Genomic DNA, 20,583 nt, shown 5'->3' on the forward strand with positions numbered 1-20,583 from the left:
AGCCTAATGAGCTAGCAACAGAGTTGTGGGACCTCATTAGGTAAAACTAAGTGCAAATCTGCTAGTCTAGAGCCTAATTTTTTTACGTGAACCTTTGTCGGCCAAGCGTCCAAAAGGCAAACCTGCAATTGCATATACCAAAGTGAATGATGCAGCTACAAAGCCCAGTTGTAAGTCGCTTAAATTAAATTCAAAGCGTAACGGCTCAATAATAGTGGCAGGAATGGTACGGTCAAAAAAGTTCAGCATATTAGCTAAAAATAGCAACAGCAGAATTTTCCACTTGTTGTAGGTCACTGCATCGGCAGGGTTAGGCGACACGGCTTTGACCGTGTCGATAAAACTTTCCTTAGTCATGTCATCACATCCTTTTGATGTTGTTTTACTGATGTTGGTTGTATCGCAGCACAGGCTTGAGCGACGAAATTTGTCTTGGATTATGTTGTGTCGTTGTTATGCGTATGCACACAGTCATGTTTATTATTTTGGGTGAAAATGAATAATATAATTTATTGTTTTCACAGTTATATTTTCTATATCTTTAAGTGAAAGAGGACTCCACCCGACAGTCAGGGTGGAGGTGAATTTCACAGATTTTAACTTTGTTGGTTTTGAATGTAATTTTTAATAATATCCAAAGACGCACCACCGCACGACCCTGCAAAATAAGACCTTGACCATAAAACAGGTTTTGCATAACTACCACGTAAATCTAAAAATTCATTCCGCATTCTTCTGCTTGTTACCGATTTTAAATTATTCACCAACTTACTAAGCTGAACAGTTGGTGGGTACTGAATAAGCATGTGAACATGGTCAGCATCACCATTACATTCTTTTAGCTCTGCATCAAAATCCTTGCATATTTCGGCTACACACTCACTAAAATACTTATGATGTAGATCATTTAGAATTTTCTTTCTGTACTTTGTAATAAATACTAAGTGTACGTGTAAGTTAAAGGCTGAATGGCGGTTTTTATAGATTTCAGTCATTGTTTGATTGTTCATTTAATGATAGCATTTGATTATATTAACACATACATACTCATTTATGAAAATCAACAAAGCGTATAAATTTAGGCTTGAGCCTAATGCAGAGCAGGAGCTTGTTTTAAACAAGTTGCTTGGCTCTGCACGTTTTGTTTGGAATCAAATTTTAGCTGTATCGTTCGAGATGCTTGCTAATAATGAGCGAATCAACAAAGTTAATTTAGTCAATAAAATTCCTGAATTACGAAAAAAACCTGAGTGTGCTTTTCTAGAAAATAGTTCAAATGGCGTTTCACTTCAACAAAAAGTGCGTGATCTTGGTGATGCTTGGGGGAAGTTCTTTGACCCGAAAGAACAAGCCAAGTTAAAGCAAAAACCATTTAAAGCCAAAAAACCAAGATTCTTTAAATTGCCTGATGGTCGTGAAGTCCAACTTAGACCACTCATGCCACGATTCAAAAAGAAATCTAATGGCTATGATTCCATTCGTATTGTTCAATTCAATAGATACTGTTGGGTTAAAGGCAACCAAGTTAAGTTACCTAATGACATTGGCGTTGTGAAATTCAGAAAATCACAAAATATTGTGGGTGAGATTAAGAACGTCACAATCTCCAAGCATGTCGGGAGATGGTATGTGTCATTTGGTGCTGAAAATACGGTAGAAGCACCAGTCCATCCATCGAAATCAGCCATTGGCATTGATTTAGGTATTAAAAAGTTAATTACAACGTCTAGTGGTCAAGTATTCGACCCGATCAATAGTTTCAAGGCCAATCAAGTAAAATTGGCTAGGCTTCAGCGCAAGCTGAGAAAGAAAAACAAGTTCAGTCAAAATTGGAAAAAGCTGAATCTCAAGATCAATACATTACATCATCATATTGCCAATATTCGGCATGACTACTTGCACAAAGTCACCACAACGCTCAGCAAAAACCACGCAATGATCGTAGTTGAGGACTTAAAAGTAGCCAATATGTCGAAGTCAGCGAAAGGCTCAATCGAGAAAAAAGGAAAGAATGTTAAAGCCAAGTCCAGCTTAAATAAATCAATCCTGGATCAAGGTTGGTCAATGCTTGTTGGTATGTTGGAGTACAAACAGCAATGGCGAGGTGGTTTGCTTGTTAAAGTTGACCCTAGATATACAAGTCAAACTTGTAGTTCATGTGGTCATGTTGCAAAAGAAAATAGGCTTACTCAAGCAAACTTTAGTTGTGTCGAGTGTGGCTTTGGCGAGAATGCAGATATTAATGCTTCTCGCAACATTTTGGCGGTGGGACACACCGTTTTGTCTGTGGAGGGTGGATGCGGTAAAGGTCGCCTTGCGAAGCAGAAAGCAAGTGAAATCCGTGAGGAAGTCACCTAAGAGCTTTTGCTTTTAGAATCCCCCACTTGAACATCGTGAAAGTGGTGGGAGTATGTCAATACAATGAATATTTAGGTGATGCCGATGGTGTGACTTACAATGTCGGTATGCGTATGCATTTTTAATTAAGCTGCCGCAGCTTTAAATGATGTGCTTGGTGTATTGTTTAAATGCAAAACATTCAAAGTACGATCGTAGTGGTTTGCTTTAAATAACCGTTATACTTGGCGTTTTGGCCGTATAGAATAGGATATTTTCTTGGATAGCATATTCGATGCTCAGTTTGAATTGAGTGATGCAGAAATGCATTTGTATAGTCGTCAAATTTTATTGGATGGCTGGGACATTGAAGCACAAGAAAAATTAAAACTCGCCAATGTACTGATTGTGGGCTGCGGTGGGATTGGCTGTTTAAGTGCAGAATTACTGGCTCGGGCAGGCGTGGGTAAAATTACCCTGATTGATGCCGATGTGATTGAAACCAGTAATCTGCAACGCCAAATTGCTTATAGCCCTGCAGATTTAGGCTTTTATAAGGCCGAAGTGTTAGCGAAACGTCTTGCAGAAATTAATCCGTTTATCGAGATTGTTAGTTTAACTACCTTGCTGGATGAGCAAAATGCAGGTGATTTAATTGCTCAACAAGATTTGGTGTTAGATGGCTGTGACAATTTCAGCACCCGTTATTTGGTCAATCAAATTTGTCAAAAATTCAATGTGCCTTTGCTCAGTGCATCAGCAATTGGCTTTCAAGGGCAAATGTTTATGGTAGAAGGCGATTCGGCTTGCTATGCGTGCCTGTTTCCCAAAGAAGAACATGCTAACGAGAGTTTACGCTGCGCAGACAGCGGGGTGCTGGCCAGTACCCCAAATGTAATGGCGAGCTTACAAGCACACCATGCGTTGTTGTATTTAGGTTTAGGCATTACTGCACTCAAGCAAAAATTATTGCTTTGGGATGGTCTAAGCATGAAACAACGCATATTGGCTTTCGAAAAAGATACAGACTGCCCAGTTTGTCAGGCAAGATAGACTTTCTCTCTTATCATTATTTGTTAAACTCACACTACTTTAATATGACTCAGACATGATGAAAAATAATATCTGGTTAGATGGTTTACGTTCAGTTGCCCGTATGGGTGAAACTGCAGTGGTGGCGGCCAAGGCTGGCATTAAATACGCAACTGAAAAACCAAGTAACGCCAAACTCATGCGCGAAACATTTGAATCTTTGGGTTCAACCTATATTAAGCTGGGCCAATTTATTGCCAGTACGCCGTCTTTGTTCCCACGTGAATATGTCGAAGAATTTCAAGGTTGTTTAGACCAGACACCAAGCTTGCCATTTAGTTATGTGCAGCAAGTGTTAGCGTCTGAATTTGCAGGGCGCAACCTAGATGAAATTTTTGCCTCTATTGATGAAACACCATTGGCATCTGCGTCTATTGCGCAAGTGCATGCGGCTAAATTGGTCAGTGGCGAAGATGTGGTGATTAAAGTGCAAAAGCCAGGTGTAGAGACAATTCTTTATACCGATTTAAACGTCCTGCACTGGGCCACCAAAATACTTGAAAAAGCAGTACCTAAGGTCAAATTTGCGTCTTTGGCCGATATTGTAGAAGAAATCAAAACCCGCATGGTGCGTGAAGTAGACTTTATTGAAGAAGCACGTAACCTTGATGATTTTATCAACTACCTGAATTTGACTCAAAACAATAAAGCTACTGCACCTAAAGTATATCATCAGTATTCAACCCGTCGGGTACTAACCATGCAGCGCTTGTATGGTGTGCCCTTGACTGATTTTGAAGTAGTCAAAAAAGTATCTAATGATCCATCACAAGTACTGATTACAGCCATGAATACTTGGTTTGGTAGTTTGATGATGTGTAACAGTTTCCATGCAGACCTACACGCAGGCAACCTGATGTTGCTTGAAGATGGTCGGGTGGGCTTTATTGATTTTGGTATTGTTGGACAGCTCAACCCTGAAGTGTGGACGGCTTGTATGGCCTTTATGGATGCCTTGCAAAATACCAATTACACGCTCATGGCAGAGAATATGCTGAAAATGGGCATGACCGATACTCAAATTGATACACAAGTTTTGGCTGCGGACTTAGAGCGTTTATTCAGCGGTGTATTATTGGCCGACCCTCAAGAATTACTAACTTCTAATCCTGCCGATTTAAACGACATTATGATGGACATGGTCGCGGTAGGTGAGCGTCATGGGATTCGCTTCCCACGTGATTTTGCTTTGCTGTTCAAGCAAATGTTGTATTTCGATCGTTTCATGCGCGTGTTGGCACCTTATACTGACATTTATGCAGATCAACGATTGCAGATGGTGCAAAGCATGGACCCCAACCTTTTGTTGAAACATTAAGGGTCAAACGGTACTTAATTTAGTAGATTTAAAATCCCTCTTCGCCAAGAGGGTTTTTCTCATATTGATCGTGACGATTCATAATAGCTACTCACTGAGATAGCAATGACACACGAATTTTGCAGGTTTTAAATGGACGCAATTATCATTGAAGGCTTAAAGGTAGAGACAGTGGTTGGCTGTTTTGCATGGGAGCGTCAGATTCAACAGCCTTTGATGTTGGATTTAATTATTACGACCAATTTAGATCAGGCCGCCACTTCAGATGAGTTACAGGACACTCTAAATTATGCTGAAATCTGCAGCATTTCTGCACAGGTCATTCAAAATGCTGCGCCTAAATTAATCGAACATGCAGCAAAATTGGTGCTCGATGCACTTTTTACTACCTTTGCAGCAATTGAATCTATTACCATCACGATTCGTAAACCTGCCATTATTCCAGAAGCACATTCTGTAGGAATTCGTCTTGAACGCCACCGACACGATTTTTGCCCTCGCTCTGGCGAGTAACTGTGAAGCTTCACGCCAGTTTAAACAGGCCTATCAGCAAATTGCTGCCTTGGGTGAAACACAGTTTTCGCAAATTTATCTCATTCCTTGCCGTGATGGGATCGGTGCAGATTACTGGAATTCTGCTTGCTTAATCAAAAGTCGTTTGAGCTATGCACAGTTGAATGTCATTCTCAAGGAAATGGAAGTTGCAGCAGGGCGTGTGCGTCCATCGCACGATATCCCACTGGATATTGATATTATTGCGTGGGGAGCAGATTTAGCCCACATGCAATTAAATCCGAAAAAACTGCCTTTGGCTTTAGATGTTAAAATTCCAATGTGGGAAATTTGGCAAGATCAAGCATTTATGCATCCTGAGCATCATTATCCAGTGGTGCGTTGTGAAGAGTAAATCAGGCAATTAGAGTTATTGATTCGTGATCAATCTTTAGCATTTTGACTAAGATGCATGATCTTAGATTGCAGACATCAGCATGTCATATTCTGTGAATATTTTTGTATAAAAAACCATCGAAAACCATATCGTTGCTGTATACATACAGGCTACAGTCAGAAAACTATCCACAAAATCTGCGGATAAATCTTGGGATAACTTAAAATCGGCTCTTTCTCTGTTATTTCTTGATTGTTTTAATCGAGATGTTTTCTATTTCATTGACATATAAAACGCCCACAATCGTGAGCGTTTAAGTGTCATCAATTCATTAAATATAATAACTGGTCTTGGTCATCAGCTTGGAAATAGCGGTCATGGTCAAGCGTACAGGCACAGGTAAATCTACACCACCTGCATTAAGCGCTGTATCGCGATGGTGTAATTCATCTTCATTCATTTGCACCAAAATTTTACGTGAACGGTCATCTTGTTCAGGTAGCTGACTAATATGATGCTGTAAATGCAAGCTCACTTGACGCTCGGTTTCTGCCACAAAGCCCAAACTGTATTTATCGCCTGCAATGCCTGCAATTGCCCCCATTCCGAATGAAAGACCGTACCATACAGGGTTGAGCAGGCTGGTATGGCTATCTAATTCTTTTAAACGGTCTTCACACCATGCCAAATGGTCTTGCTCCTCAATAGCAGCCTGTTCCATTTCACGACGTACATTGGGTAATTTGGCGGTTAAGGCCTGACCGTGATACAAGGCTTGGGCACATACTTCGCCACTGTGGTTAACACGCATTAACCCAGCAACATGACGCGCTTCACTCACAGCCAATTTGGTTTCAACCGCATTGCCTGGGTTTTCGCGTTGTGCCGAAGTTGTACCTGGCACTAAGCTGCGCAAGGCTTGGTCAAATGAGTGAATAAACTTGTCTATACCTGTGTACTGACGCATGAACTAATCCTCCAACGAGTCTTGTGCAGTATCTAACATTGGCTTGAGCTTTAACAAGAGCCAAATCGTGAAAATGGCACTTAAAACCGCTGTGATACTAAATAGAATTTTTAAATCAATTTTTAAAACACTTAAGATTAAAATCGAGAAAACCGCAGACGACACCATAAAAATGGCATTTAAAATATTATTGGCGGCAACCACACGTGCACGGTGTGAGCGAGGAGAATAAGCCTGCATCATGGCATATAAGGGTACAATGTAAAAACCGCCACTAATCCCCAATAAAGTAACTGCAAGCATCACGTGATAATAGCTCCAGCCTTGCTGAAACACGGCTGATAAGCCAAGTAGTTCACCTGTTTGAGGCGGTACAAAGGCCAATGCACCTGCTAAATAAAAAGCGAAAATGGTTAGACCTACTGCACCAATTGGAACCATTTTTATATTGACTTCTGAGCCACCTAATTTGCGGCACAGCAAAGAACCTGCACCAATGCCAACTGAAAATAGGGTGAGTAATAAACTCACCACGTTTTCAGAAGCATGTAGATTCTGCTGAGTCAGTTGTGGAATTTGGGTCAAATAAGTTGCCCCATAAAACCAATACCAAGAGTTTCCAAGTAAGATCAAAAAAATCATCGGCAGGCTTTTGGCATATTTTAAAGTCTGGAAACTGGTACGGAAAAAATTCCAGTCAATTTCAATCTCGGGTGCAGTCACACGCTGGGTTAATACAAAACGACTGGACGCATAGCCAATCAGTGCAATTACAATGACTGTCAGGCTAATCCACAGTAAATTTCCCGCAGAAACAGAAATGACAGCACCACCTAAAATCATACCCAGTAAAATGGCAATTGAAGTCCCTGACTGGAAAATAGCATTGCCCGACATCAGTTCATGCGGTTTGAGCACTTCGGGCAAAATGGCATATTTAATTGGGCCAAAGAAAGTCGATTGAGCGCCCATTAAAAATAAAGCAATCAATAGCAACCATAAATTTCCCAACAGGAAACCTGCAGTACCAATGAGCATGATGATAATTTCGAGCAATTTAATGGCACGTACCAGTTGCGCTCGCTCGTATTTGTCTGCCAGTTGCCCCGCAGTCGCTGAAAAAATGAAATAAGGCAAAATAAACAGTAGAGCAGCTAAGTTATTTAGCGTACTGACATTTGCAGACTGCTGACTAATCCAGCCATAGGTAAAGACCAAAAGCAGCGCTTGTTTATAAACATTATCATTGAGTGCGCCAAAAAACTGAGTGAGAAACATCGGCAAAAAGCGCCGACTTTTCATTAACTGTTCATTTTTTTCCATGCGTGATTAACTTCGTTTAGTTTTATTAAGAAATGTGACCGCTTGATATAATAGTACAGAAAATCATGTATGATGTTTCAAGTCTTTTCACTGATGAAAAAATCAAATAAATTGGTGTTTGCACGCGCGTTCATTGGGGTTTTTCCATAAAAATTAAATCAGTTTAGAGTTGTTTATGCCTGTCAATACAAACTTTAAAAAATCAGTACTTTGTTCCAGTATGCACGCTATTTTGTGTTGGAATATGCCAAAAAATATCGGGCTTGGTCTGTTTTTGGGTTTTGTTGCATCTTCAAGTTTTGCTGAAAGTATTCCAGCGGCAAATACAGTGCAACAAGCAACAGGTGAAATTAATACTGCAACGATCCAAACACCTGTGGCAGAAGAAGCACAGAGCCTCGAAGCCGAAATTAAGCAACTGGCTGCAGCACAAGGTAAAGATAGCGCCGAAGAGTTACAAAAAATAGAAGAAGCAATGCAGCAGGCGCAAGCGCCAGAAGTTGATAGTTTGCAAATGTTGCAACAGCAACAACAAGCTGGCATGACATTTCCCGAATTTCAACCTATTGAATTTGAAGACCTGGAAGATTTACCTGTCGCACCTGTAGATCAAAATCTTGCCAATGAAATTTTTCAGATGGCAGAACAAGCCAAGCAAGAAGCGATGCTAGATCGTAATGGTCAGGTTCCTGAAACCTTGGTGCAAGATGCAACTCAAGAGGAGTTGCTACAAATTAACCAAGCACCCGTTAATGTAGATGCATTAATGTCGAGCATTCAGGCAGACAGCAAAATTGTAGTCGAAGCTAACCCAGCAGACAGTACCATGACCGAATTGGGCTGGATGACACAGGCTGAAAATGCAGATCAACCGGGTTTTTTCAGACGGCTATTACATAAAGTCCGCCCACCGCGTGAACTCAATACTGCCAAAGTGCCAAGGATTAGTGCCGATGTTGTGATTAGCGCAAACAGTGCTCAAAATGGAACACAAAACGCCATTGGAGAAGTTTCACCAGAAGCTTATCGCACAGCGGTAGATAATTTAAGTGCCAACATTAAGGCAAAACTCTCAAGTTTTACCCAAGAATCGTTTGCAGACTTTCCAGTGGCCTTGCCACAGTTGCGCACCTTATCCAATCAGGCAGCGCAGGCGGTGGGGTTTTACAATGCCGAATTTAAATTTGAAAAACTTAGTGACAGTCGCGTACGTGTAAATGTAGTGCCTAATCCACCTGTGGCGATTAAACAACAAAATATAGAGTTTACGGGCGAAGGGCAATACGAGGCACAATTTCAGGTCATTGGCGTATTGCCAGATCAAGAAGTAGATGACGTGTTCAATCATGGTTTGTACGAGCAAACCAAAAAGCGAATTACCGATGCTGCCACAGACAATGGATATTTCGACAGTTATTGGCGTTTGCATGATGTTAAAGTCGCACAGCCGCAAAATACAGCAGATATAAATTTACGCTATGAAACGGGCGAGCGTTACAAACTTGGTGCAGTGGAATTCCGTATGAGCGATCCAAATCAGGAATTCCCGCTTGATATGGACATCTTACAAAGTATGGTGACTTGGCAGGAAAATGCTGACTATACCTTTTGGCGTGTCAATGGTTTAGCCAACAACTTAACCAACTCACGTTATTTTAACTACACTTTGGTTGATACAATTCGTCCTGATCCTGTAGAGCATCCTTTAGAATTGCCACCTGATATTCAGGCCTTGGTCGATCAGCAAAAGCTGTCTTTGGGTGATGCTACGGTTACAGATAAAAAGCAGGTGGCTTCTTCACAAGAAGTTACACAGTCTGTGGTGAATGAAGCGGAATTTGCGGGTACAGAAGAAGGACCTGCCAATGAAAACCTACGCACCCTGCAAGTTCAACAAGAAAATAAGCAAACTGAAGAAGAGCGCTTTAAAGAACAAGCGCGTATAGATAAAAAAATTCCTGTCATTGTGACCTTAAATGCAGACCGTTTAAACAGTGCTGAAGTTGGTACAGGTTATGGTACAGACACGGGTGTCCGTTTACGTGGGCAGTATCGCCGTGCCATTGTCAATAAACGAGGTCATTCATTCGATGCCAACTTGGAGCTATCTGAAATTCGTCAAGCCATAGATGGGCGCTATAACATTCCGTATAACCATCCATTAAATGACTATGTGGCCTTAGTTGGTGGTTATGAGCGTGAAGAGCGTGATGATGTTGCACAAGGTAGTGGCTTATTAATCGAATCTGCGGTTGCAGGTGCAGACCGTGTGATTAAAAACCCAATGGGGAGCTGGCAGCATACCTTTGGCCTGCGCTACCGTTTAGACCGCTTAACTGAAACAGGCGATGTATTTTTAGATAATGTCCCTGATGCCTTTATTGCGAATGGAGATGTTGAGCAGCAATCGTTATTGCTTGGCTATGAAATTTCCAGAACAGACAGCAACCGACGAGTAAACCCAAGCAAGGGATTTAGACAAATTTATAAAGTAGAACTGGGCAGCGAATCATTACTTAGTGATGCTGATTTAGCCATATTTAATGCAGGCTGGCGCTTTATTTATTCCATGGGTGAAAATGACAATCACCAGTTTGTGGGGCGTAGTGACTTAGGTTATATCTACACCGAAGACTTTAAAAAAGTACCTTATAACTTGCGTTATTTTACGGGGGGCGACCAGAGTCTGCGTGGCTTTGACTATAAATCTTTAGCACCACAGATTGATGGCTTTAAAATTGGTGGTCAGGCTTTGGCTGTAGGCTCTTTGGAATATAACTATCAATTTAAAGAGGGCTGGCGTGCTGCGGTATTTAGTGACTTTGGTAATGCCTACGATACAGATTTTAGTAATGACACCGAATATAGCGTAGGCTTGGGTGTGCGTTGGGCATCTCCAATTGGTCCAATTCGGATAGATGTGGCATCGGGTATTTCAGATGACAACCATCCAATCCGTCTACATTTCTTTATTGGCTCTCAACTATAAATTTAAGACTTAGAGATCATTATGGCTGAAGTTGAACAGCAACCAGAAACCCCAGAGATGCTGCCCAAAAAGCGTCGAATACTCAGGAGTGTTTTACTGTCACTACTGTTTATGCTGATTCTATTGGTATCTGCTTTGGTGGTGATGTTCTCAACAGACCGTGGTTCTAAGTTTTTACTTGATAGTGTCTTGCAACGTCAGGAAATTATTCATTATGAATATGAAGGTGGTAATTTATGGCGCGGTATTATTCTGCGCAATATCATCGTCAGCTTAAAACCTGTAGATGTCAAAATTGACCGTGCCGATGTCGTTCTTGGTTGGCGTGCTATTTTAGATAAAGAAATTCATTTAAATCGTACCGACGTGCGTAATCTGCGAATTTATCCTAAAGGCCCACCGAGTGACGATCCATTCAAATTCAATGAAATTCGTCTGCCATTTGTACTGCGCTTAGACACTGCAGATGTCGATCATTTATTAATTCAAACGGCTTCTGGCACTCAGGTCGATTTTTACGACATTCATTTAAATAACGCTTTATGGTCAGGCACAGAGCTCAAATTTGAAGACTCGCACATGGACATGGGCTATTTGAATGTGCGTAATGCAACAGGCGATATGAAGTTTGAGGGCAAATATCCACTAAACGTGACGGGTGATCTAAATCTGCCATCCTTGCACAATAGTCTGAATATCCATGACATTAAAGTCGTGGCGAAAGGCACTTTAGATACCATTCAAGCTGGTGTGGCAACCAATACGCCTGATTTATTAACAGGTTGGGTCGTGTTACATCCAATGCGCAAGCAAGTGCCGATGTTTGGTGAACTACAATTTAAACAATATCACTGGCCTATTTTGACGGAACAGCAGTTGTTTACCCAAGCAGGTGCAGCCAAATTTAAAGGGGGTATTAAACGTCTGGATATTGATATTGCGACCGATTTAAGTGGAAAGAATATTCCACAAGGGCAATATACAGGCTTGATGTACACCGACTTGGTGAATCAGCTCAACATTAGTAATTTAAATGCACAACTTATGCAAGGTGCTGCCAATGTTGCAGGTGTAGTGAGCTGGAAAGATCGAGTGAGTTGGGACTTAACTGGGCGTTTGGACAAAATTAATCCGAAAGACCCCCTAATTCCACAAGTAGTCAAAGACTTTTTACCGCCAAGCCTTGATGCCAATTTGACTTCTAAAGGCCATTTGGAAAAAGGGATGCATTTAACTGCACAAGTTGATTTTGACCGATTTGAAACATGGAACTTAAAATTAGATCAAAACCCAGCACAGGACAAAGCGGTCAATCCAATGTTGTTGGATGTGCGCTGGAATAATATTGACCGTGCAGTGCCTTATGTGGGTTGGCTAAAAAGTGAATCGGGGGATGTACAGTTAGCATTGGTTGAGGGACAGCAAGATATTTTTGTGGCGACCAAAGTCAGTGCGCATGAGCAGACGGCTTTGCCTGCAGGTATGTATCAAGCCAAATTAAACCTTAAAAACAACCGTTTAAATATTCCAAACTTTAAGCTAGATACGGGCAATAGTCACTTGGCAGGCAGCGCCGTAATTGATTTACCTTCTGACAAACGTCAGTTGAAATGGAATGCGGTGTTGGCAGCCAAAGATTTTAATCCACAAACTGTGGTAGCGGCAGCACCAGTAAATGTGCTGAATGGGCAGTTAAAAGCTAATGGTTTTGCATTGCCGAATCAGCAAATTATTCATTTAAATGGTGTGAATTTAACTGGGCGACTGGCCAACCAAAATGAAAGTGTACATTTAACAGGGCAAAGCACGATTGCTTTACTGTTCCATGATGCCAAAGCAGGCGGTGGTTTTAAAAGTTTTGCGGTGAATTATGATGGTGACCTAAATGCCAGCGCAATTCAGGGCAGTCAAGGCAGTTTAAAGCTGAAAGTTTCGGGCACACCTGAGCTGATCAAAATTAGTGATTTACGTCATAACGGAGTCGCGGGGCAAATTGTGGCAGATGGTTTATTACATCTGAACAATGGGATGGGCTGGAATTTAAATGCTTCTTTAATTCGTTTTAAACCACATTATTTTGTATCGAGTGTACGTGGTGAATTATCAGGAAACATCCGCACACAAGGCATTTGGTCAGAAAAGCAGAAGCGTATTAACATTGAGCGTCTAAATTTAGCTGGTATGCTGAATAATAAACCTGTACGTGGTACAGGTAATTTGGCGATGGTGATTGATTCCAATCAAAAAGGTTTCTTGCCACAACAGTTTGAAGCCAATAATTTGTATCTGTCTTATGCCAAAAACCAGCTACAAGCCACTGGCAATGCACAAAACCTACGCATTAAAGTCAATGCACCCGCCTTATACGAAGTATATTCGGGCTTACGTGGGCGTGCCTATGGTTATTTAAATGTGCAGTCGCAACCACGTTTGAAAGCAACCGCCAATTTAGCGGTTGATCAGTTCAGTTTTAATAATATTTTCAGTGTACGCAAATTGCGCATACAGGGTGAATTGCCAACGTCTGAAAATACCGCAACATTGATGACCGCATCGCTGGAACATCTACGTAGTGGCAATCGTGGGATTGAACAAGGTCAAATTGCGCTGGCAGGCACACGTCAGGCGCATGTATTAAAACTTGAAGCAGAAAATAAACTGAGTAAGTTTTATGTTCAACTTGCAGGTGGTTTGAATGCGCAAAACGATTGGATTGGACAAATCCAGAAAGGTGATTTTGACTCATTAAGAACCCACTTGGCGCAACGTCAAAATGCAGCGGTAATCTATCAGCATAAAAACGGTGAGCTGTATGTGGGGGCACATTGCTGGATGAGCCAGCAAAGTCAGTTGTGTTTTGATCAGCCGATTCTAGTCAGTAAAACCAAAGCCAATGCATCGTTTGTGACACAAAACCTAGATTTAAACGATTTTGCTGCCTTTATGCCTGAAGGTCTTGCCATTACAGGTAAGGTCAATGGTCATGCCAAAGCAGCTTGGGCCAAAGGGCAGAAACCTAAAATTGATGCGCATCTGATTACTCGTAATGGTGTGATTGGTATTGCAGCAGATGACCCGCAAGATATTGGCTCTACTTTACGCTATGAACAAGTCGCTTTGGTGGCTAAAAGCATTGCCGATGGTTTACAGTTACGAATGGATGTCAAAACGCCTGAAATTGGTGCAGGTTATGCCAATGTGGTGATAGATCCTTACAGCAAAAATATGCCAATGCGTGGTGAAATCGCCTTCGATCAAGTGCAACTAAAAGTCTTTAAACCGTTTATTGCCGATGTGCGTTCCATGGCAGGTACTCTGTCTTTTGCAGGTAAGGTCAATGGCACGTTAACCTCACCTTTAATCACTGGTGAAATGCGACTGAAAGATGGCGCACTCAGCATGATTTCCTTACCTGTGAATTTGACCAATGTGCAGCTGTACTCATCAATTCGGCAAGATCAAGCCTCTATTAATGGTGCATTTAATAGCGGTGGTGGTGTAGGACGTTTAACAGGTAGTGTGGATTGGAAAAATGATCCTCGAATTCAGTTAAATTTAAATGGTAAAGATTTATTAATACGTCAGGCGCCGTTAATTACTGCAATGATTACGCCTGATGTCTCTTTGGATGTTTTACCGTTCCAGAAAAAACTGAGTTTAAAAGGGAAAGTAGATGTACCACGTGCGTTAATTTCTATGCCTGAAGTTTCTGCACCCGTGGTGAATGTGTCTTCTGATGTACGTGTAGTACATGAAGGTCAAGATCAGCTCGCATTACTACGTTCAGCACGTCCATGGGATATCCGAGCAGATTTAGAGCTAAACTTGGGTGATCAAGTGATTTTCCAAGGTTTTGACAGCCGTATTCCACTTATTGGACGTTTGTATCTTTCTCAACGTGGTTTGGAAACTGCCATGCGTGCCAATGGTGCAATTGGTGTTAGTCAGCGTGTAAAAATTGAAGCATACGGACAGAGTCTGGACTTAAACCGTGCGATTGCACGTTTTAATGGCCCGATTTCAAACCCAACTCTAGATATGGATGCCAATAAAAACGTACAAGGCAGTATGGTGGGCTTTAGGGTTACAGGTACAGCCAGCAGCCCAAATATTCAGGTTTATAACGATGCGGGTTTATCTGAACAGGAAGCATTAAATGCTTTGATTACAGGACGTATCAATGAAGGTACTAGCGGTCTGAGTCAAACTGAAAGCTTTAAGTCGGATGTAAACAATACCATTGCTGCAGCAGGGATCAGTATGGGCTTGGGTGGCACACGTGCCTTGACCAACCAAATTGGACGTACATTCGGTTTAAGTGGTTTAGCGCTTGATGCCCAAGGTACGGGGGATGACACGCAAGTTAGTGTGACGGGTTACATTACTCCAGACTTATTTATTCGTTATGGTGTGGGCGTATTTACCCCAGTGAATAAACTGACCTTGCGTTATCAAATGAATAAGCGCTTGTATTTGGAAGCCAGTCAGGCTTTAGAACGTGCGGTGGATATTTTCTATAATTGGCGTTTCTAACCGCAGCTAAGTCAGATAAAAAATGCGCTCTACATGAGCGCATTTTTTCAATGAAATTTCTTATTTTGTTGAACATTGATTATCATAAGCCTAATAGGAGAGCGTGAATGAAAAAGATTTTGGTTGTTACTGCCGTGCTTGCATTAATGGGCTGTGCAGAAAAAAAACCTCTAACCCCAGAAGAGCAATGGCAAGGTTACTGCAGAAGTGTTGGAAATGCAGCACGTACCATTATGCTAGATCGTCAAAATGCAATTGAAAAAGAACGAGCTATTGAGCATGCCAACAAAATTGAAGATGATACGACCCGTACTTTTATTTTAGAGATTATTGAGCAAATTTATGCTTTGCCAATAGATGAAATTAAGGGCGATGCAGATGCCGCACGTGAAAAAATCCGTGCTCAGTTTACTGAAAAATGTATTGCTACACCGCATGATAAAATGCCAGATTACAAACCGTTCTAAAAGAACGGTTTTTTTATGAATATTTATTATTCTACCAACAGTAATTTCAAAACTTAAATAGCCTAAACAGTGTCTAGTATTCGTTGTCAGGCCATTAAAATTTCCCACAAATAAATTGTGACAAGTTCTTAATCTTAAAACTAGCAATACTTATCTTTTTACTGAATAATGAATTTATAACAAAAACAGTAGGAGCGCATAATGGAAGTGGTTGCTTACCTGCATAATGCAGACTTGCTCTTAGAAGATGAACAGGGTGTCGCCATTGTTGGTGGTAGTCACTATGTTTTAAGTTTAGGTGATCGGGTTTTTTTACGTCAGCAAATAGATGAGCCCGCAAAGATTTATCAAGTACAGATTTCATTTGCTAGTGCAGCGCATTGTATGCTGCATGAAGATGAAATTCAGCTCAAGTTTGAAGGTAGCCGTGAACAATTACAGCACTATCTTCAAGCTACTACAGTACACTAAGGTGGAATATCTTTCATTTTAGATAGAAGGCAACATTGGGTTGCCTTTTTTACGAGTTAAACTTTAGGCAAAAGTTAAAGTGAATGCAGTTTAAGTCAAAATTAAGTCATGTTTTGCCTGTAAATTGAACAATATGCGCATCATTTAGTTATAAAATAATGGGCATCACAAAGAAACACTTTAGTTGCATTAACTTTTAACTGGAAGTTTAGTAAAATTTTGCAGTCCATATTATTTGTGATGCTTTGCAAAAGCAGGAATTCGCAAATAATTTTTTAAAAAAGAGGAATAACACCGTGCTAGAAGCTTACCGCCAACACGTTGAAGAACGTGCCGCACTCGGAGTCCCACCGAAGCCACTTGATGATGTGCAAACAGCTGCATTAGTTGAATTATTAAAAAATCCACCAGCAGGCGAAGAAGCTTATTTAGTTGATTTGCTTGAAAACCGCGTACCAGCAGGTGTTGACCAAGCGGCATACGTTAAAGCTGCTTTCTTAGCTGCTGTAGCAAAAGGTGAAGCAACCTCTCCACTCGTGTCTAAAGAGCGTGCTGTTTACTTACTAGGTACTATGCTTGGTGGTTACAACGTAGCACCTTTAGTTGAGCTTTTAGACAATGCAGAATTATCTGGCTTAGCTGCTGATGCATTGAAAAACACTTTGCTTGTATTTGATGCGTTCCATGACGTAGCAGACAAAGCAAAAGCAGGTAACGAAAACGCGAAAGCAGTTTTACAATCTTGGGCTGATGCTGAATGGTTCACTAGCCGTAAAGATGTACCTGAAGAAATCAAACTTACAGTTTTCAAAGTAACTGGCGAAACTAACACTGACGACTTGTCACCTGCACAAGACGCATGGAGCCGTCCAGACATTCCATTGCACGCAAATGCAATGTTGAAAAACGTACGTGATGGTATCAACCCAGAAGTTCCTGGTGAAGTTGGTCCATTAAACCAAATCAAAGACTTAATCGCGAAAGGCAACCAAGTTGCTTACGTGGGTGACGTTGTAGGTACAGGTTCTTCTCGTAAGTCTGCAACTAACTCTGTACTTTGGTTCTTCGGTGACGAAATTGCGCACATTCCAAACAAAAAAGATGGCGGCTACTGCTTAGGCGGTAAAATCGCGCCAATCTTCTTTAACACAATGGAAGATGCGGGTGCTTTACCTGTAGAAATCGACGTTTCTAACATGAACATGGGTGATGAAATCACTCTTAAGATCGACCATGCTGCTGCTAAAGTAACAGCGTTCAAAGACGGCGCGCAAATCGCTGAATCTGAACTTAAAACTCCAGTGCTTCTAGACGAAGTACGTGCTGGTGGTCGTATTAACTTGATCGTTGGTCGTGGTTTGACTGCTAAAGCGCGTGAAGCTTTAGGTCTTGCACCATCTACATTGTTCCGTACGCCAGTACAACCTGAAAACACAGGTAAAGGCTTCACTCAAGCTCAAAAAATGGTAGGTCGCGCTTGTGGTCTTCCAGAAGGTCAAGGTGTTCGTCCAGGTACTTACTGCGAACCTAAGATGACAACTGTTGGTTCTCAAGATACAACAGGTCCGATGACGCGTGACGAATTAAAAGACTTAGCATGCTTAGGTTTCTCTGCAGACCTCGTTATGCAATCTTTCTGTCACACAGCTGCGTATCCAAAACCAGTTGACGTACAAATGCAACACTCGCTTCCTGACTTCATCATGAACCGTGGTGGTGTTTCTTTACGTCCAGGTGACGGTATTATCCACTCTTGGTTAAACCGTATGCTTCTTCCAGATACAGTAGGTACTGGTGGTGACTCGCATACTCGTTTCCCAATTGGTATTTCATTCCCAGCGGGTTCTGGTCTTGTAGCGTTTGCTGCAGCAACTGGTGTTATGCCACTTGACATGCCTGAGTCTGTACTTGTGAAGTTCAAAGGTAAAATGCAGCCTGGTATCACGCTTCGTGACCTTGTACATGCGATTCCTTACTACGCAATTAAAGAAGGTGACTTAACTGTAGAGAAGAAAGGTAAGAAAAACATCTTCTCTGGTCGTATCTTAGAAATCGACTTAACAGAAATGGAAACTGACTTGACTGTTGAGCAAGCATTTGAATTATCTGATGCTTCTGCTGAACGTTCAGCTGCTGGTTGTTCTATCACACTTTCTGAAGAGAAAGTTGCTGAATACCTTCGTTCAAACATCACTATGCTTAAGTGGATGATTTCTGAAGGTTATGGCGATGCGCGTACTATGGCTCGTCGTGTTGAGAACATGGAAAAATGGTTAGCGAACCCATCACTTCTTAAAGCTGATGCTGACGCTGAATACACGAAAGTGTATGAAATTGACCTTGCAGACATCAAAGAACCTATCCTTTGCTGCCCGAACGATCCAGATGATGCAAAACTTCTTTCTGACGTTCAAGGCGACAAAATTGATGAAGTATTCATCGGTTCTTGTATGACAAACATCGGTCACTTCCGTGCTGCTGGTAAGTTATTAGACAAAGTTCCTGGTGGTTCTTTATCTACTCGTCTATGGTTAGCGCCTCCAACTCGTATGGATGAGCGTCAATTGATGGAAGAAGGCTTCTACAACACTTATGGTAAAGCTGGTGCACGTACAGAAATGCCAGGTTGTTCATTATGTATGGGTAACCAAGCACGTGTAGCGCCGAACACAACTGTCGTATCAACTTCTACACGTAACTTCCCGAACCGTTTAGGTCAAGGTGCAAACGTATACTTAGCTTCTGCTGAGCTTGCATCTGTTGCTGCGGTACTTGGTAAGTTACCAACACCAGAAGAATACCAACAGTACGCTTCTCAAATCGACAGCATGTCTGCTGACATCTACAAGTACTTGAACTTTGACAAGATGGAAAGCTACACAGACGCTGCTTCGAATGTAGACACTAAAAAAATTGCTGCTGCTCAGTTGACCTAAGTCAGAAAAAGCAAAGCTGAATAAGCTTTGCTTTAACACAAGAGCAAATTTATGATTTGCTTGAGTGTTGAGCAATAAGTAAGGTAAGGGCTGATAATTCAGCCCTTATTTTTTTGTAAAATTACCACTCATCTTAAAATAATGAGATGTACCTCACAAAATATATAAATTTTGATATATAATTAAAGAATAAATATAATTTTTGGTAAAAAAATCAATTAAATTAAACATTTATTTTTAATTTTTTAAAAAATTGTTTATTTTTTAGTAACTTACTATAATAAAATAAGAAATTGTATGTTTTTTGAAATTTTTAGTTAACTTCTCATCTGTACGCAGCTTTTAAGATTTCAGACGCCAAAATATAAAACTGAGATGTTCACATGAATATAATTGAAACAGTTTTTGATTTTAAAGCGCTTTCAACGCAGCAACAGCACTATTTTTTTGAAAAAATATATCAATTTGACCAAATCATTTTCCCTAATTCTAGCTTAGATGAATTCAAAGCATTCGTTTATGCGCCAGATGCGATTGCAGTAACGATTATTCATTATCACTGTAAGGGAGAGTTAGTTGGGCAAAACGTCATTCCTATTCTTCAGATTCAGTGTAATAACCAAACTATGCATGTCGTGAATTCACGTGCAGGTTTTTTGCCAGAATACCAAAAGCAAAATCTCACTATTCAAAGTGCGGTTAAAGCGATGTTGAATAGACGTTTTAAACATCCATTTATTCCTTTATGGTTCGTCATTACGATTAATCAGCCTAAAATATATTCTTTATTTGCCTCACGTTCACAAAATTTTTTCCCAAGGGTGGGGAAAAGTACACCTAAAGAATACTGTGAAATCTTAAAGATTATGGCGGCGCGTTATCCAGAAGTGCAAAAACGCTGCAATGGTGTTTATGTGCATGAAACTACGTCTCCAATGCGAAATGTAGCGCAATTGGAGAGCTTAAGAGCGCATCAAGATGTGCACTGCAATTTCTTTTTACAACATGCACCTGACTATTTTGATGGTTGGGGGATTATGTGCATTTGTAAGTTAGACAGTCGCACATTATCAGAAACGGCTATGAATTTAGCGCTAAATCGTAAAGTTAGTTAATTGCTAGAAAATATAAAATTTGAAGGTTTGCATATTGCTCAACTGGTGTAGCATCTAAAGTAAAAGAGTAGACTTCCGTCATAAATCAAAAAACGTACAATTTATTTGATCTTAAATTAATCAGCAAAATTATTTAATTCAAGAGA

At 40.9% G+C, this 20,583-nt stretch carries 15 protein-coding genes; 11 read left to right on the forward strand and 4 right to left on the reverse strand.

The features are described from left to right. Positions 1–66 precede the first annotated feature (66 nt). Positions 67–357 (reverse strand): MFS transporter, encoded by a 291-nt coding sequence (locus HHA42_RS10950; RefSeq protein WP_252726319.1) that lies wholly within the window; start codon positions 355–357, stop codon positions 67–69. Between the two features lie 239 nt (positions 358–596). Continuing rightward, positions 597–1,010: an IS200/IS605 family transposase gene (tnpA, locus tag HHA42_RS10955; RefSeq protein ID WP_168417453.1), complete on the reverse strand. Its 414-nt coding sequence runs from the start codon at positions 1,008–1,010 to the stop codon at positions 597–599. A gap of 43 nt (positions 1,011–1,053) precedes the next feature. Here tnpA and HHA42_RS10960 point away from each other — a divergent pair, with 43 nt between their 5' ends. The 5 genes from HHA42_RS10960 (at position 1,054) to HHA42_RS10980 (ending at position 5,654) form a co-directional block, all read left to right on the forward strand. Next, positions 1,054–2,358, forward strand: coding sequence for an RNA-guided endonuclease TnpB family protein (locus HHA42_RS10960; protein ID WP_168417452.1), 1,305 nt, complete (start codon positions 1,054–1,056; stop codon positions 2,356–2,358). Positions 2,359–2,661: 303 nt separating this feature from the next. Continuing rightward, positions 2,662–3,390 (forward strand): HesA/MoeB/ThiF family protein, encoded by a 729-nt coding sequence (locus tag HHA42_RS10965; protein WP_168417505.1) that lies wholly within the window; start codon positions 2,662–2,664, stop codon positions 3,388–3,390. A gap of 58 nt (positions 3,391–3,448) precedes the next feature. Then, positions 3,449–4,747 carry an AarF/UbiB family protein gene (locus HHA42_RS10970; RefSeq protein WP_168417504.1) on the forward strand — a complete coding sequence of 433 codons (1,299 nt, stop codon included), beginning with the start codon at positions 3,449–3,451 and terminating at the stop codon, positions 4,745–4,747. A gap of 132 nt (positions 4,748–4,879) precedes the next feature. Continuing rightward, positions 4,880–5,260: a dihydroneopterin aldolase gene (folB, locus tag HHA42_RS10975; protein ID WP_168526480.1), complete on the forward strand. Its 381-nt coding sequence runs from the start codon at positions 4,880–4,882 to the stop codon at positions 5,258–5,260. After that, positions 5,217–5,654: a 2-amino-4-hydroxy-6-hydroxymethyldihydropteridine diphosphokinase gene (locus HHA42_RS10980; protein WP_168526482.1), complete on the forward strand. Its 438-nt coding sequence runs from the start codon at positions 5,217–5,219 to the stop codon at positions 5,652–5,654. The genes folB and HHA42_RS10980 overlap by 44 nt, the downstream gene beginning before the upstream one ends. A 313-nt stretch (positions 5,655–5,967) precedes the next feature. On the opposite strand, the gene coq7 is transcribed toward HHA42_RS10980, so the two are convergent. Then, positions 5,968–6,603, reverse strand: coding sequence for a 2-polyprenyl-3-methyl-6-methoxy-1,4-benzoquinone monooxygenase (gene coq7 / locus HHA42_RS10985; protein ID WP_168526484.1), 636 nt, complete (start codon positions 6,601–6,603; stop codon positions 5,968–5,970). Between the two features lie 3 nt (positions 6,604–6,606). Beyond that, positions 6,607–7,926, reverse strand: a complete 1,320-nt coding sequence (locus tag HHA42_RS10990) for an MFS transporter (protein WP_168526486.1) — start codon at positions 7,924–7,926, stop codon at positions 6,607–6,609. Positions 7,927–8,101: 175 nt separating this feature from the next. Between HHA42_RS10990 and HHA42_RS10995 the strand changes: the two genes are divergently transcribed. The 6 genes from HHA42_RS10995 to HHA42_RS11020 all read left to right on the forward strand — a co-directional run bounded on the left by HHA42_RS10995 (position 8,102) and on the right by HHA42_RS11020 (position 20,437). Continuing rightward, positions 8,102–10,915, forward strand: coding sequence for an autotransporter assembly complex family protein (locus HHA42_RS10995; protein ID WP_168417447.1), 2,814 nt, complete (start codon positions 8,102–8,104; stop codon positions 10,913–10,915). Between the two features lie 21 nt (positions 10,916–10,936). Further along, positions 10,937–15,448 (forward strand): translocation/assembly module TamB domain-containing protein, encoded by a 4,512-nt coding sequence (locus HHA42_RS11000; protein ID WP_168417446.1) that lies wholly within the window; start codon positions 10,937–10,939, stop codon positions 15,446–15,448. 107 nt (positions 15,449–15,555) lie between these two features. Next, entirely contained in the window at positions 15,556–15,915 is a 360-nt protein-coding gene (locus HHA42_RS11005; protein WP_168417445.1) for a hypothetical protein, read from the forward strand. 201 nt (positions 15,916–16,116) lie between these two features. Beyond that, on the forward strand, positions 16,117–16,386 hold the full coding sequence (locus tag HHA42_RS11010; RefSeq protein ID WP_168417444.1) for a hypothetical protein: 270 nt from the start codon (positions 16,117–16,119) through the stop codon (positions 16,384–16,386). 296 nt (positions 16,387–16,682) lie between these two features. Continuing rightward, the gene (locus HHA42_RS11015) at positions 16,683–19,322 is read left to right on the forward strand and encodes a bifunctional aconitate hydratase 2/2-methylisocitrate dehydratase (RefSeq protein ID WP_168417443.1); all 2,640 of its coding nucleotides are present in this window, start codon (positions 16,683–16,685) and stop codon (positions 19,320–19,322) included. A 383-nt stretch (positions 19,323–19,705) separates the two neighbouring features. Beyond that, complete coding sequence (locus tag HHA42_RS11020) at positions 19,706–20,437, forward strand: hypothetical protein (RefSeq protein WP_168417442.1); 732 nt, start codon at positions 19,706–19,708, stop codon at positions 20,435–20,437. Positions 20,438–20,583 lie beyond the last annotated feature (146 nt).

The organism is Acinetobacter sp. A3 (assembly GCF_012371415.1).
Lineage (GTDB): Bacteria > Pseudomonadota > Gammaproteobacteria > Pseudomonadales > Moraxellaceae > Acinetobacter.

Excerpts from the sequence above, each read along its gene's own strand:
- HHA42_RS10950 (WP_252726319.1), bottom strand. The coding sequence starts at position 357 with ATGACTAAGGAAAGTTTTATCGACACGGTCAAAGCCGTGTCGCCTAAC.
- tnpA (WP_168417453.1), bottom strand. The coding sequence starts at position 1,010 with ATGAACAATCAAACAATGACTGAAATCTATAAAAACCGCCATTCAGCC.
- HHA42_RS10960 (WP_168417452.1), top strand. The coding sequence starts at position 1,054 with ATGAAAATCAACAAAGCGTATAAATTTAGGCTTGAGCCTAATGCAGAG.
- HHA42_RS10965 (WP_168417505.1), top strand. The coding sequence starts at position 2,662 with ATGCATTTGTATAGTCGTCAAATTTTATTGGATGGCTGGGACATTGAA.
- HHA42_RS10970 (WP_168417504.1), top strand. The coding sequence starts at position 3,449 with ATGAAAAATAATATCTGGTTAGATGGTTTACGTTCAGTTGCCCGTATG.
- folB (WP_168526480.1), top strand. The coding sequence starts at position 4,880 with ATGGACGCAATTATCATTGAAGGCTTAAAGGTAGAGACAGTGGTTGGC.
- coq7 (WP_168526484.1), bottom strand. The coding sequence starts at position 6,603 with ATGCGTCAGTACACAGGTATAGACAAGTTTATTCACTCATTTGACCAA.
- HHA42_RS10990 (WP_168526486.1), bottom strand. The coding sequence starts at position 7,926 with ATGGAAAAAAATGAACAGTTAATGAAAAGTCGGCGCTTTTTGCCGATG.
- HHA42_RS10995 (WP_168417447.1), top strand. The coding sequence starts at position 8,102 with ATGCCTGTCAATACAAACTTTAAAAAATCAGTACTTTGTTCCAGTATG.
- HHA42_RS11000 (WP_168417446.1), top strand. The coding sequence starts at position 10,937 with ATGGCTGAAGTTGAACAGCAACCAGAAACCCCAGAGATGCTGCCCAAA.
- HHA42_RS11005 (WP_168417445.1), top strand. The coding sequence starts at position 15,556 with ATGAAAAAGATTTTGGTTGTTACTGCCGTGCTTGCATTAATGGGCTGT.
- HHA42_RS11010 (WP_168417444.1), top strand. The coding sequence starts at position 16,117 with ATGGAAGTGGTTGCTTACCTGCATAATGCAGACTTGCTCTTAGAAGAT.
- HHA42_RS11020 (WP_168417442.1), top strand. The coding sequence starts at position 19,706 with ATGAATATAATTGAAACAGTTTTTGATTTTAAAGCGCTTTCAACGCAG.